Source organism: Flavobacterium plurextorum (assembly GCF_024638035.1).
GTDB lineage: Bacteria > Bacteroidota > Bacteroidia > Flavobacteriales > Flavobacteriaceae > Flavobacterium > Flavobacterium plurextorum.
Genome location: NZ_CP100442.1, coordinates 3635744 through 3649352, shown reverse-complemented (window position 1 = coordinate 3649352; position 13609 = coordinate 3635744). Strand labels below are relative to the sequence as shown.

Sequence of the window (13609 nt, the reverse complement as noted above, 5' to 3'; positions counted from 1 at the left end):
AGTATAATAAATTTTTAATTTTTAATTGTGATTACTGCATTCTTACCAGAATCCGGAACCTTTATCGAGATAATCTTTTGAGCTTCATTCCAACTCCAATTCATTTTTACAAAGTCAGTTTCAATATTTTTCTCGATACTATCAGCTTTAATACTTTTAAGCTTTTCTGTGCCCATAAAAATATCTTTGGGTTTACTTTCTGCATGAATTTTTAGAACCAAATTCCTTGAACCCGCAGGAATAAATCCTTTTGATTCATGCTCAGCAATGGTAATGAGAATTTCTTCACTGGTCGTTTTAGAGGTTATTTTCGTTTTACAAAAAACATCTCTTTCATAATCACGACTTTCCCCATCGTCTTCGTACAAAGTAAAAGAAGCTTCTTTATTTAAATTCGCTGGAAAAATTTCAAACGTAATTGGAAATGTTTTCTTTTCTCCGATGTACTGCATGATAGGCATCTTTGGAATTATACTGCCTTTCTTAACAAAAACGGGAATTGTATTAAGGGGAGCGTCAACTGTAATCCACTGTTCTCCTTTATATTTGGTTTTACCGTTATTAAAATCAACCCATTCTCCCTCTGGAAGATATACCTCTTTTGTAATAGCTCCTTGTTCAACAACGGGCGCCACTAACAATTCTTTTCCAAAAAGAAACTGTCCATTTAATTTAAAGGTTTCTTTATCATTTGGGTATTCTAAAAATAATGCTCTCATGATTGGCAAACCAGTATCGTGAGCTTCACGAGCATATGTATATAGGTATGGGAAAAGTTGATACTTAAGTTCTATACTTTTTCGACTGATATTTTCAGCTTCTGTTCCAAATTTCCATGGTTCAACAGCGTTTCCACCTTCATGATGAGCACGACTAAGGGGATTAAAAACACCAAACTGCAGCCATCGAATATATAATTCTGCCATGGCGTCATAATCTTTTATATCTCCACAATAACCTGAAATATCACAGGTCCAAAATGGAATTAATCCCATACCTGCCGAAAGGCCTACAGGAATCTGATTGGCCATTTGTTTCCAGCCATCTAATACATTGCTGCCATTTCCTGAATCACCGCTCCATCCAAAAGTATAGCGCTGCAAGCCGGCATAAGCTGCTCTTGTCATTTGAAAGATTCTCTTATTGGGATTATGTTTGTAAAATTGTTCGGTTACCACTTTATCCCAGGTAAAGCCATAAACATTATGAATCTCATTATGCATTCCAAGATGATGTTTCATATTGAGTCTATCGGTAGCATCTTCATTACTCCAGGCTGGTTCTCCCATATCCGTCCAAAAACCTCGTAGTCCATCATTTAAAGGCTTTTGTTGATAGTTTCCCCACCAATCCGCAACTTCAGGTTTTGTAAAATCTACAACACCACAGTTACCACCCCAAGGCCAAGGCATATCGTATGATTTACCAGTACGAATATCTTTTACCAGATGCCCCAGCGCATCAGCCTCTTTCCATTGTTTCTGATTGGCTTGCGAAATCACAGGATCCTGAGAGACAATCATTTTAAAGCCCATATCACTAAGATCTTTTACCATCGCTTTTGGATTGGTATAATTGTTTTTTCTCCAATCAAAATCCTGTAGTCCTTCTGTCCAGCCAATGTCCTGATAGATAATATCACATGGTATTTTTCTTTTACGGAATTCTGAAGCAATTTCCCTTGCCTGATCCTCACGGGTATAATCTCCTCTGCACTGCGAAAACCCTAGTGCCCATTTAGGCGGCATAATTGGCTTTCCTGTTAGGGCTATATAATTCTGTATTATTTGCTTGTAGTCATTCCCAAACATAAAGTAATAGATCATCTGGCCAGCCGGTGCTTCAAATGAATAATAATCAGTACTCTCACTCCCAAACTTAAATTCTGTTTTATAAGTATTGTCAAAGAAAATACCATAGCGATAGCTACTCATAAAAAAAGGAATACTTTTGTAAAGCGGATCTTCATTCACGCCATAACATGGCTGATCACTATTCCACATTTTATAAGTACCTCCACGACGATTCAGCGGTCCTGATTTTTCACCTAATCCAAAGAATTGTTCATCGTTTCTTAAAATTTTGTTAGTCCTGATTTTGCCGTTATCATAAACAAACCCTTTTTCAGCATAATCACTAAATAGGAGTTTTTGATATTTATCAAATATTTGCAATTGAAATGGAGCTTTATTGACTCTTATTCTTAACTGCTCTGTGAAAATTTCATAGGCAGAGGTTTCTTCTTTTACATTCAGAACACCTTTCCAGCCAAGATCTTCCTTAATGACAGCAAAAGATTCATTATTTCTGACAAAATTACCATCGGCTGATACCCATATTTTAACTACTGCTCCACTGCATAATTGCAGCATGACTTTTGAATTATTGGCACAGCTAAAAACAACTTTATTGCCCGTAACGGCATAGGCAGTACAATTTCCTAAATACTGCTCTTTCTTCTGCGAATATCCTTGAAACGCTAAAAGACAGAAAAGCATACCACAATAAAAAATAGATTTTTTCATAATATTTCAAATAGAATAATTGCCCCATTAAAATGGGGCAATTAATAGTTTAATTAAAGCCTACTCAATAACGATCATTCCCCAATATTGAAGACTTGGTACTTTAAAATTTACAGTACTGCCATTTTGCGAAAAAGCAAGTTCAACCGCTGCACCTCCATTATAATCAGGAGAAGCGTACCAAATTTTGGTAACGGCTGCGCTATGATTTACATTAAGCATCGCTTGTTTGATTATATCGGGAACTTTTTGTGATCCCTCGGTATCTCTCCAATTCAGCGAATTAGCATTGGTAAAATTCAAAAGATGTAGTACTTCTCTACTGCCAACTTGTTTTCCTACTGTGGCTACTTTACCCATAGTGGGTGGCCAACTACCCAAATTCAATTTACCGTCTCCTGTAGTGATCGTTGGATTTGTAAAAGTTCCTCCATCACGAAGAAGGTTTTGATAAGCAGTCATAAAATCATAATATTCCATCAGTGAAGATTTTAGCTCTGCACTCATACTTAAGTTTTTATTTGGGAAATACTCCTTAGCCAGCATATGTTCGCCTAATTCCAGATGTGAGCCTCCAAAAGCAAAAATAACGGCATCAGTAAGAAGAACGCCCGGGGTATTAAATACACCCTGATTATTTGCTTTATTGTAGTTCATATAAGCAGCCAATACGGTATTTTTACTGTTATTACTGTAAGAGGCATTATCTGTAAGAACTTGTGTTAAATCTTTAAAACCTTCATTGGGAGCCCACACCTCTGTGTATAAAAAGTCCAGTTCTTTTGCTGCCATTTCTTTCTGTCCATATTGATTCACTGCATTCATAACCAATTTTTTATTGGAATTAGCCGATTTCATAGCCGATATAAAAGAAGGAAATGCATTTTTCAAATCAGCATTTGTACCATCATACCTGAAAACATTACCTCTATCGCCGAGTTGATCAATATGAAAACCATCAAAATCATACACTTTATACACATCATCATTTTTTTGCGCAAGATAATTCTGCCATGCTGTGTTAGCAGGATCAGTTATGTAAATGTTACTAATGAAAGGCCATCCCAATTCATGTTTGTCTTTAACATTATGGTTAACATCTTTATAAACAAACTGCTGCGGTGTAATAAGATTTGGATCATAATCATTCAAAACCCCATAGGCAAGATTATAAAACATTGCTTTCATATTTTTACTGTGAGCCTGCGTAATATAGCCCGACACTGTCTTTCCGTATACCTCCCGATTAATGATATCGTTCCATACCGGTAATGGATTTGAGACCGTACCAGCTAAAGGCTGATGTTGTCTGTACTGCCAGTCATAGAATTGGATTCCGTTAATATGATAATCCTTTAGATTATTTATAACTGTCGCCCTATCCGACTCTGAAATATTGCCAAATTCTGAAAGGAATCCATAACGTGGAAATTTAGTCCAGTCTGATGATACGTCAATACCTACAGTCCCTAAAATGGTTTGGGTACCGTCAGTATTTGTTTGGTAAATGGAAACCATGTAACCTTGAAAATCTGTAGAAGGTGGAAGCCAATTCCATGAAGTTGCATTTAAGGTTTCTTCCTTAATAACTTTTCCAAGGTAAGTGTAGCGTATAAGAGAATTACTAAAAACTTTATCCGCAATAAAGCTTACCATTTCACCTGGTTTATAACTAGCTTTATCTGTACTAAGAGTAATCTTTGCAGCAATAATATCTTCGGCATACTCCATCTTTCCATTGTCATCATCATTTTGACAGGATGCGAAACATAAAAAGAGGCTGACAAAAAACAGCTTTATTATTTTATTTTTAAGATTCATATTTAGTTAATTGTAAGAATATTTGTTGAAAGATCTAACGTAATAGTATGATTACCTGCTTGTGCTGAGCTTACCACCCATTTATTATCATCAATATCACATTTATCTCTGTTGGTAAATTTTGTATTGGTTATAGCCTGATTTGCTGATACTGCTACAAGTTCAGTCCCCTCGCACCAATTGGTATTATATTTTGTGAACTTAAATTCACCTGCAGTCAAAGGCCCACTATAGGTATATACGCTTCCTTTTTTAGTCATTGGTAAAAGTGATCCCATATTCCAACCATTTGGTGTAGCACTTCCGATAAGATAAACATCAACAGGAACAATCTTAATAACATTTGAACTTATGTCAAGTGTAATTTTATACCTGCCCGCAGTTTGCGCTGTTACCTGCCATTTATTATCAGTATCACAGCCTGAATTTTGCGCTACGCCTGTTTCAGTTATACTTTGATTATCCACCAGTGGTCTGAACCATTCTCCACACCAGCCTCCTTTTGTACCGGCCATTATTTTAAAATTCCCAGGTGTTAAGTTAGCTTCGTATGTGAATATAAAAGGATTATCTGTCACGGTAAAAGCTTCAGGGGTATCCACATTCCACCCGCTTGGGCTTGCGTCACCAACAATCCATAATTGTGTAAAAGCAGGAGTATCTTGTTCTTCAATAGCTATAGTTAACTTTAATAAGTTAACTGTAATTTTGTACTTACCTGCTTTGGTAATTTCCCATTGCAGATCAGAACCGCTTCCGCCAGTATTATGAATTATCTTCCCGGAATCTGCTGCATCTTTTGTATAAAAGTCCTGACAAAAACAAGAATCTGTATTTACTGCAAACTTAAATTTACCCTTGCTTAATTGACCTGAGTACACAAAAACCACAGGATTAGCTGCCTGTGCAGTCAAGGCCGAAGCCTTTGTTATATCCCATCCATTTGGCGTGGCGTCACCTACCATAAACAATTCAGTTGATAAGGGCTTGTAAGGCGTTAATTTAAAGTCAACTACTGCCGTTTGAGGCGCTACACTTTTATCTGCAAAAGTTGCTGTAATTCTTGCCTGCAAAGCAATGGCTTTACCGGGTTCACCATTAAAAGTACTAAGCAATAACGAATTTAATGTTGCTATATTAATATCAAAATCAAATTTATTTTTCCCAAAATCATATTCGATTGCATTGGCGAACTTATTTTCTTTTTTGTCAATTTCCAGTTTATAAGAAATTGAAGCTCCTGTTCCCTTGTTATCGCCTGTAGTCCATTTAAAGGCAAACTTTTGCTGAAACATACTTTGATCCAAAACCATGTCGGTACTGCTCAGAGTCAGCTTTAACTCATCAGCGCTAAAATATTTAGCCTTCAAATCATCAGTACTGCAGCTCGATAAAGCTGCAGTAAAAACCAATAAAAAGACAATTAAGGATCTAGTCCATACGATATAACTTTTATTTTTTTTCATATCACTACAATTTTAATAACCTGGATTTTGAGATAAATTAGGATTTCTGTCACGCTCAATTTGCGGTATAGGTAATAGCAAATGATGCTGATCAGCATTTGATTTTCCTATAGAGTGGAAAAAATTAAGTGCGTATTGACCATTATCTACTCTTATAAGATCAAACCATCTTTGTCCTTCAAATGCTAATTCCATTCTTCTTTCATGCAGAACAGCTTCTCTAAAGTCAATCTTACCAAGTCCTGTTGTGATATTGGCCAAGCCTGCACGTTTACGTACCAAATTAAGTGGGGTTTCTGCCAAAGAAGTATTTCCTAATTCATTTTGAGCTTCTGCTTTCATTAGAAGAACATCAGCGTAACGCAATACTGGAAAATTTAGAGGGCTATTATCATAAGAAGCTGAAATACTAAGCGGTACCAAAAATTTTCGTAAATTATATCCCGTCAACGAATACGAAGCGCTATATGGGATTCCACTAAAATCAGGACATCCTTGATACAAGACGGTTTTATCGCGACGAAGATCCCCATTCTCATAACTGTTAAAAAACTCCTGAGTCGGCTGGCTCCAGCCAAATGCTCCGGCTACCATATTTGAACTTCTTGGTCCGGTAAACGCACTTGCCCATGAAGCTTGATTTTCATTGCTCCAAAAATCATTACCTGCATTAGCTGCATATTGAACTTCAAATAGAGATTCATTGGAGTTTTCAGTTTCAGTCTTGAAGTTATCACTGTAATCAATATTTAAACTATAGCCCATTGTTTCTAATTTTGTTGTAAGGTTCACAACTTCCTGCCATTTACCCAATGTCAAATTTACTTTGGCTAAAAGCCCCATTGCAGATCCCTTACTGGCACGTCCTTTATCTCCCTCTGACATTTCCTGCTTAGTAGGAAGTAATGTAACTGCATTTTACAGATCGCTTACTATTTGAGCATACACTTTATCTTTGGAGGTACGTGATGGGTAAAGATCACTGTTTGAATTTTGTGGCTCAGTAATCAAAGGAACATCACCAAAAAAACGAACTAAAATAAAATAATACTGAGCTCTTAAAAAATAAGCCTCTCCCATACATCTATTTTTAATAGTCTGATCAATACTTAGACCCGGTGCAACAGACAATACTATATTTGACCTTAAGATACCCGGCCATGGTCCACGCCATAAATCCAATACCCCTTCATTGGAAGATGTCGTTACAAAATTAGACAAGTTAGTAGTTTCAATTCCGTCTTCTCCACCTCCTGCACCAACAATACTGTTACCTGCAAAAATATCAGTGGTCCACATTCTGAAATTATACAGTTTTGGCCATTGTAGTGGTTGGTAAGCACCATTCACCATGGTAATTAATTCCTCTGCATTGGTAGGATAGTTTCCTGTATTTATGGTGTCGGGCTGCGTTTTGTCTAAAAAATCATTGCTGCACTGAACCATTACAAGTGACAACAGTAACATTAAGCTTATTTTTATGTATTTCATTTTCATAATTTTAAAATCCAAGATTAAGTCCAATAGAGTAATTTGTTGTAACAGGATATACACTGTTATCGATACCATTTACTGAAACCTCAGGATCAAATCCTTTGTAATTGGTAAAAGTCAAAACATTCTGCGCTGAGAAATATAATCGAACCGATGAAAACACATTCTTAAAGGCATTCTCAGGAAAATTATAGCTCAAACTGACATTTTTTAATCTCAAGTATGAACCGTCTTCAATAAATCTGTCAGAAACCCTGGCATTATTGTTAGGATCTCCATAAACTGCTCTTGGCATACTATTGCTGGTTCCTACGCCTGTCCATCTGCCTAAAGTTGCCGTACTTTGATTATTGGCAACGGACATAGACTCTGTGTACATGCGGTTGGCATTATAAATATCATTTCCATAAACTCCCTGAAAATAAACCGTTAGATCAAAATTCTTATACGAAAAAGTATTGTTAAGTGAGTACGTAAATTTTGGATTTGGGTTACCTAAAAAAGTTCTGTCTTTATCATTGATAATTCCGTCATTGTTAAGATCCTTAAATCTTATATCTCCTGGGGCAGTACTAGTGGCACTATTTGCCCCAACCATTTGTAAGGCATGATTGTTCACATCTGCCTGTGTTTGAAAAACACCATCGGTTGCATACCCATAAAAAACATTTACCGGGTAACCAGCCTGAATAAGTGAAATACTGCTATTGAGCCCCGTGCTTCCTGTAATTATTGGAGTATCTCCATTTATACTCTCTACTTTGTTTTTATTATAAGAGAAAACAAAATCTGTAGACCATTTAAAATCGTGAACCAAGTTTTTTGTTGACAATGACAATTCAATACCTTTATTTTGAATTTTTCCGGCATTTATTGATGGAACATAAATATCCGAATAACCAGAGGTTACCGGCACTGACATTGGAACTAACATATCGTTAGTATTTTTCACGTAAGCATCAAAAGTTAAATTAATTCTGCTGTCAAAAAATGATGCATCTATACCTGCATTAAACTGTTCCTGTCCTTCCCATTTTACATTTGTATTTGGCAATACAGTTGGAACAACCGCGCTTACAAAGCTGTTGTTGAAATTATACAAAACAGTATTATAAGAAGAAGAAAAAGCGTAGTTACCGATATCCTGATTACCTGTAATTCCGTAACCAACTCTTAATTTTAAATCATTAATAGCGGTTACTTTTTTCATAAATTCCTCGGATGAAATTCTCCATGATAAAGCCCCTGATGGAAACCATCCCCATTTATTGCCTTGTCCAAAACGAGAAGATCCATCTCTTCTTATTGTTCCCGTTACATAGTACTTACCATCATAGTCATAATTCACCCTTGCCAAATAAGACATAATAGCCCACTCAGAAGCGTTACCTCCAACGGTTGGTTGCAGCGTACCATTATCAATCTGTTGGGTTCCATCGCTTGCAAATTTTTGAATAGAACCATTTAAAAAATCATATTTATTAGACTGAGAACTGCTTCCCACAACCGCATTAAGATTGTGAGCACCAAAATGAGCATCATAGGTTAGTGTATTATCCCAAAGAATTGTAATACTTCTATTGGTTCCTTGTGAAAGATAAGAATTGGGTTGTACATTAGATCCCCATGAGTGCTTTGGTGACCAGGTTCTATCAAACCAAAAGTTGGCCTCCACACCTCCTAAAGATTTAAAAACTAAATTTTTCAATAAATTAATTTCTGTAAAAAGATTTCCTTGAAGATTATATCCTTTTGTTGATCTTTCGATGGTTGTCGCTTTTCCAATTGGGTTTTCAATATCTCCAGAGTAAAGAGGATTTCCGGTAGGTCCCGTAAAATTACCTTTTGCATCATAAATAGGCTGAGTAGGATTTGCGAGTAACGTACTACGGATATCATATGCTCCACTCTCTTTTATATCGTGCGCAATTTTTATACTATTACCAAACTTAACTTTGCTGGTAATTTTAGTATCAGAATTAAACTGAACGATAAATCTTTCATAATCTGTATTTAAAACAATCCCTTTCTGTTTGAAATAATTAGCCGAAACATAGATATTTGATTTCTTTGTTTTATTTCCATAAGACAAAGTATAACTAGACATTAATGCAGGATTAAACAGTGTACCTACCCAATCAGTTCCGGTTCCTAATGATGCTGGATTTGACCATAACGGATTAGGAGTAAGTCCGCCGTTAGTGAGCATATCATTATTTAATGAAGCATATTGAGAAGCATTCAAAACACTTACCATATTAGAAGCATTTTGTACTCCCGTAAAAGTGTCAAAAGTTAAAGTAGACCCTTCTTTTGTTCCACCTCTCTTGGTCGTTACAATCACAACCCCATTTGCTCCTCTGGAACCATAAATAGCCGTAGAAGAGGCATCTTTGAGTACACTGATCGACTCTACATCATTCATGTTTACCTGATTAAGCCCTCCATTTAAAGGCATTCCGTCCACTACGATAAGAGGGTTATTATTAGCAATGGTTCCCGTACCTCTAACTCTAAAAGTAACGTTTGATCCTGGTTCTCCACTTGAAATAACCTGTACTCCGGCTGCTCTTCCCTGCATAGCCTCTCCAATATTGGCAACAGGTTGATTTTTTGTTTTAGCGATATCGATTAAGGAAACAGATCCGGTTAAATCTCTGGCTTTGGCTTTTCCATATCCAATGACTACAATATCTGTTAGTGTGACAGCTTCGGGTGCCAACTGAATTTCTAAATTTGAGCTTGTTGCAGAAATTTCTTTATTAGCATATCCGACATAGGATACAACCAGCGTCGCATCGGTAGTGTTTACTTTAATAGAAAACTTACCATCAAAGTCTGTAGTGGTGCTGGTTGATGCTCCTTTTACTATTACCGTTGCTCCAGGCAAAGGTTCATGCTTTTCATTATAAACCGTTCCTGTAATAATCTTTTGGGTACTTTTTAATACAGCTCCATCTTGTTGTTTAACAATAGCAAAGCTATTACTGCTATAAGATAGTGAAACAAGCATAAAAAGAACCAGGACAAAATCTTTTATATATGCCCTTTGAATATCGATTTCATGATATGATCTCATTTACTTTTTTGTTTGGTTAGTGATTTAGTTAGTTATTATTTTTGAAGTGAGGACAATTCCTCAGATAATACTTTTATCTTATAATATTAAAATTAATACCTCGCCCGCGTTTTAAAGGCCTTTAAAAACTTGGAAATCCAAAATACTCAAATATGGATCAAAGCAAAGAAACAAAAAATCATATCTGAAAAATGTTGATCTTAAAATCGTATAGAAAAAACAAGACTTACAGAGCGTTAAAAAAAAACATAAACAATTACATTACAGCGATTTAAACAAAAAACAGATCAATTAATTATATAGATTTTTAATCCTAAAACGACAATAATTTATGCTAAAAAAAACATATTATATAATATTATACTGTAAAAAATCAATTATTCTCACCTTTGAGTCGCGTTAAAATTAGAGTTATATCCAAATAAAAATCCCACTAAAAAATTATAGCAGGATTTTTTAAATAAATGCAGCAGATAGAATTAATTTTTAATTGAAGTCATTTTCATTAGCTTTTTATCAAAACCATCATTTTCGATTATTGATTTGTTTCTGACTTTTGTTTTGTAGGCGTAAATAGAATTCACAGAATAGCCTAGAATCTGAGCAATTTTCTCATTGTGTTTAATACCTAAACGAATCAAAGCAAAAATTCTTAATTCTTTAGTAAGAATTTGATTGTCCTTAATCTTGATTTGCTCCCCTGGTTTCATTAACGAATTAAATTCATCAATAAAACTTGGAAACAAATTAATAAAGGCAGTATCAAAATTATTGAGTAGCTTATCTTTTTCTTTCTTCAAATCATATCTCGATAACCGATATTTGGCTTTAGCATAATCACCAGAATCAATATCTTTTTCTATATAAGAGGTGAATTCATTAAACTTTTCAAAGATATCATCATATTCGGTAAAAAAGAAACCAATATATTCTTCATTAATTTTGTTCGCTTCAAAGAGGCGATCATTAATTGATTCGATTTGGCTATTACGAGCGTTTATTTCTTCATTAACAATCACAAGCTGTTTATTTACTTTCTGCAGATCACCATGGGCATTTGCAATAATTTTTTTTGCCTTTTGAATTTTTCTAAATTGAATAAAAGTTAAGATTAAAAAGCAAATTACAATTACAGAAAAAACAATAGCTCCAATATATTGGATATAAAGCCGTTTTTTTTCTCTTTCAATATTCTGCATTATTTCTTCTTCAATAAGAGGTAAAATTGCTCCAACTTGCAATTTTCTCTGCTGCGCCCCGTAAAATAAAGCATCATCATACGCTTTTTTCACCAGTGCCGAAGCGCTCTGCAGATTCTTTTTCCTAAATAGCAGCTCCGAAAGCTTAATCAAAGCCAAAGATTCTTTAGTGGATATTTGTATATCTGCAATGGTCGCTTTACTGTAATAATCAATTGCCTGATTTGCTTTACCAGATTCTCTACAAATCTCCCCTAGCATATAATTTAACAATGCTTCATCGCGATTACTTATAGTAGAATTGAACATCGATTTAAATCCCTTCTCTGCAGTAAGTAAATTGCCATCTTTGTACTCGTTATAAAACTTTAAAAATGAATTAAAAAATGTACCGGGCGTTGTTAAATTAAGTGCCTTAATCCTACACTCTTTAGCGAGCTTATTGTACTTTTTATTAAAAAACGGAATACTGCTGTATTCTGCCATATCGCCATAACACCGACCTAATAATCCATAATAAATTGATCCATTTTCATTATTTATTTCCTCGGGCTTAATCAAATCTAAATAATCCAGACCTTCTTTATACATTCCAGCTGAAACACTGATATTGGCTAAATTAATGTTAGCTTTCATTAAATAAGATTTATCATTAATCCGCTCTGATAAAGCTTTAATTTTCAAAGCGTAGTTAAATGCTGAATCTCTTTTAAAAACTACATATTGGTCAAAAAGCTGTTGATTTAAATCCAATTCTTTATACCTATCATCTTTGATCTGCCTTAGCTCATTTTTTAGGCCTTTGATTATTCTTGTTTTATTACTATCGTAAAGAGATGATGAATCAATAACCTGGTTTAATCTCTTAAGCAAGATATTTTCTTGTGCATAAAAAATATTTGACCAACATATTAAAAAAAAGAAGGGCAAAATAGTATTTAAGAAAATCCTCTCTCTAAAATATAGAAAAGATTTTTTCGTGAAAAAATATTGAATCATGGTACATTCTAGTTTTGGTTTAATTAAAATATTTTTTCCTTTTAGCATCTAATTTTATTTCAAAAACTCAATAAATCCACATTCGAGTGAGTTGACAATGCATATCTATGATATATAGCTTTTTATACAAACAACACAAATGGTTATCTGGTCAACTCACTATAATAATCTTATTTGATAAAGATCCTTACCTACTGATTTTCATAATTCCATTTTACTCTTTTATCATAATGTTGCGAAACCATACATTGTTTCCGTGGTCTTGCAATGCTATTTTTCCTTTTTTAAATGTTCCAAAATCTGCCCAGGTCGCAAATTTACTTCCGGCTATAATTTTTTTAAAATTGCCATCCCAAAGTGTCGTTTCAACTGTGACAACTCCATTCAAAATCAAGGTTAATTTTCCGCTTTTACTTATAATTTCAGCTGTATTCCATTCTCCAACAGATTTTACGGCTTCGGATTTGCTTTGAACTAAATCATATAAATCTCCCGCACGATGTTTGGTGATTTCACCGTCCGGATGACCATCATTATCTAAAACCTGCATTTCAAACCCCGTACTAAAGGTATTTTGATATTTTACCTTATTTTCATTAACATAAAAAAGAATACCACTGTTGCCATTTGGAGCTATTTTCCAATCTAATTTTAAATGAAAATTGTCAAATTCAGCATTAGTGACTAAATCTCCTCCTTGTCCATCTTTAGCAGCTTCAGGATCAAAATGCAATACACCATTTTCTGCCTTCCATCCCGCTCCAACGGATTTTTTACCATAACAATGCCAGCCTTTTGTAGTTTTTCCATCAAAAAGTGGTTTAAAGCCTTTTTGAGCATGAATCATTTGTACTAAAAGCAGTATCAATACAACAACTATTTTTTTTTCATTTTTTTTCATTTTTTTCATAAATTTTCTTGATAAAGAATTGGTTATTTATTGTATTTAAATAACCAGCTGAATTTATTTTTTTATTCACCATATTCTATTTTTTTTTATATAAAACTCAAATATACAAAAGTTGA

Annotated in this window: 8 protein-coding genes; all 8 read right to left on the bottom strand. The window is 34.6% G+C overall.

Annotated elements, in window-relative coordinates:
- Positions 1-14: 14 nt before the first annotated feature.
- The 8 genes from NLG42_RS16185 to NLG42_RS16150 all read right to left on the bottom strand — a co-directional run bounded on the left by NLG42_RS16185 (position 15) and on the right by NLG42_RS16150 (position 13484).
- Positions 15-2525, bottom strand: coding sequence for a glycoside hydrolase family 31 protein (locus NLG42_RS16185; RefSeq protein ID WP_257681579.1), 2511 nt, complete (start codon positions 2523-2525; stop codon positions 15-17).
- Positions 2526-2585: 60 nt separating this feature from the next.
- A complete protein-coding gene (locus NLG42_RS16180; RefSeq protein ID WP_131423898.1) occupies positions 2586-4346 on the bottom strand; it encodes an endo-dextranase in 1761 nt (586 codons plus the stop codon).
- A gap of 2 nt (positions 4347-4348) precedes the next feature.
- Positions 4349-5812 (bottom strand): SusE domain-containing protein, encoded by a 1464-nt coding sequence (locus tag NLG42_RS16175; protein WP_257681578.1) that lies wholly within the window; start codon positions 5810-5812, stop codon positions 4349-4351.
- 12 nt (positions 5813-5824) lie between these two features.
- Positions 5825-6697 (bottom strand): RagB/SusD family nutrient uptake outer membrane protein, encoded by an 873-nt coding sequence (locus NLG42_RS16170; protein WP_257681577.1) that lies wholly within the window; start codon positions 6695-6697, stop codon positions 5825-5827.
- Between the two features lie 33 nt (positions 6698-6730).
- A complete protein-coding gene (locus NLG42_RS16165) occupies positions 6731-7303 on the bottom strand; it encodes a RagB/SusD family nutrient uptake outer membrane protein (RefSeq protein WP_257681576.1) in 573 nt (190 codons plus the stop codon).
- A gap of 10 nt (positions 7304-7313) precedes the next feature.
- Positions 7314-10385 (bottom strand): SusC/RagA family TonB-linked outer membrane protein, encoded by a 3072-nt coding sequence (locus tag NLG42_RS16160; RefSeq protein ID WP_257681575.1) that lies wholly within the window; start codon positions 10383-10385, stop codon positions 7314-7316.
- A gap of 479 nt (positions 10386-10864) precedes the next feature.
- On the bottom strand, positions 10865-12631 hold the full coding sequence (locus NLG42_RS16155) for a DUF6377 domain-containing protein (RefSeq protein ID WP_257681574.1): 1767 nt from the start codon (positions 12629-12631) through the stop codon (positions 10865-10867).
- A gap of 166 nt (positions 12632-12797) precedes the next feature.
- Positions 12798-13484 (bottom strand): 3-keto-disaccharide hydrolase, encoded by a 687-nt coding sequence (locus tag NLG42_RS16150; RefSeq protein WP_257681573.1) that lies wholly within the window; start codon positions 13482-13484, stop codon positions 12798-12800.
- Positions 13485-13609 lie beyond the last annotated feature (125 nt).

What these genes read in the sequence shown, in the direction of transcription:
- NLG42_RS16155 (WP_257681574.1), bottom strand. Translation starts at nt 12,631, where the DNA reads ATGCTAAAAGGAAAAAATATTTTAATTAAACCAAAACTAGAATGTACC.
- NLG42_RS16150 (WP_257681573.1), bottom strand. Translation starts at nt 13,484, where the DNA reads ATGAAAAAAAATGAAAAAAAAATAGTTGTTGTATTGATACTGCTTTTA.
- NLG42_RS16180 (WP_131423898.1), bottom strand. Translation starts at nt 4,346, where the DNA reads ATGAATCTTAAAAATAAAATAATAAAGCTGTTTTTTGTCAGCCTCTTT.
- NLG42_RS16185 (WP_257681579.1), bottom strand. Translation starts at nt 2,525, where the DNA reads ATGAAAAAATCTATTTTTTATTGTGGTATGCTTTTCTGTCTTTTAGCG.
- NLG42_RS16175 (WP_257681578.1), bottom strand. Translation starts at nt 5,812, where the DNA reads ATGAAAAAAAATAAAAGTTATATCGTATGGACTAGATCCTTAATTGTC.
- NLG42_RS16165 (WP_257681576.1), bottom strand. Translation starts at nt 7,303, where the DNA reads ATGAAATACATAAAAATAAGCTTAATGTTACTGTTGTCACTTGTAATG.
- NLG42_RS16160 (WP_257681575.1), bottom strand. Translation starts at nt 10,385, where the DNA reads ATGAGATCATATCATGAAATCGATATTCAAAGGGCATATATAAAAGAT.
- NLG42_RS16170 (WP_257681577.1), bottom strand. Translation starts at nt 6,697, where the DNA reads ATGTCAGAGGGAGATAAAGGACGTGCCAGTAAGGGATCTGCAATGGGG.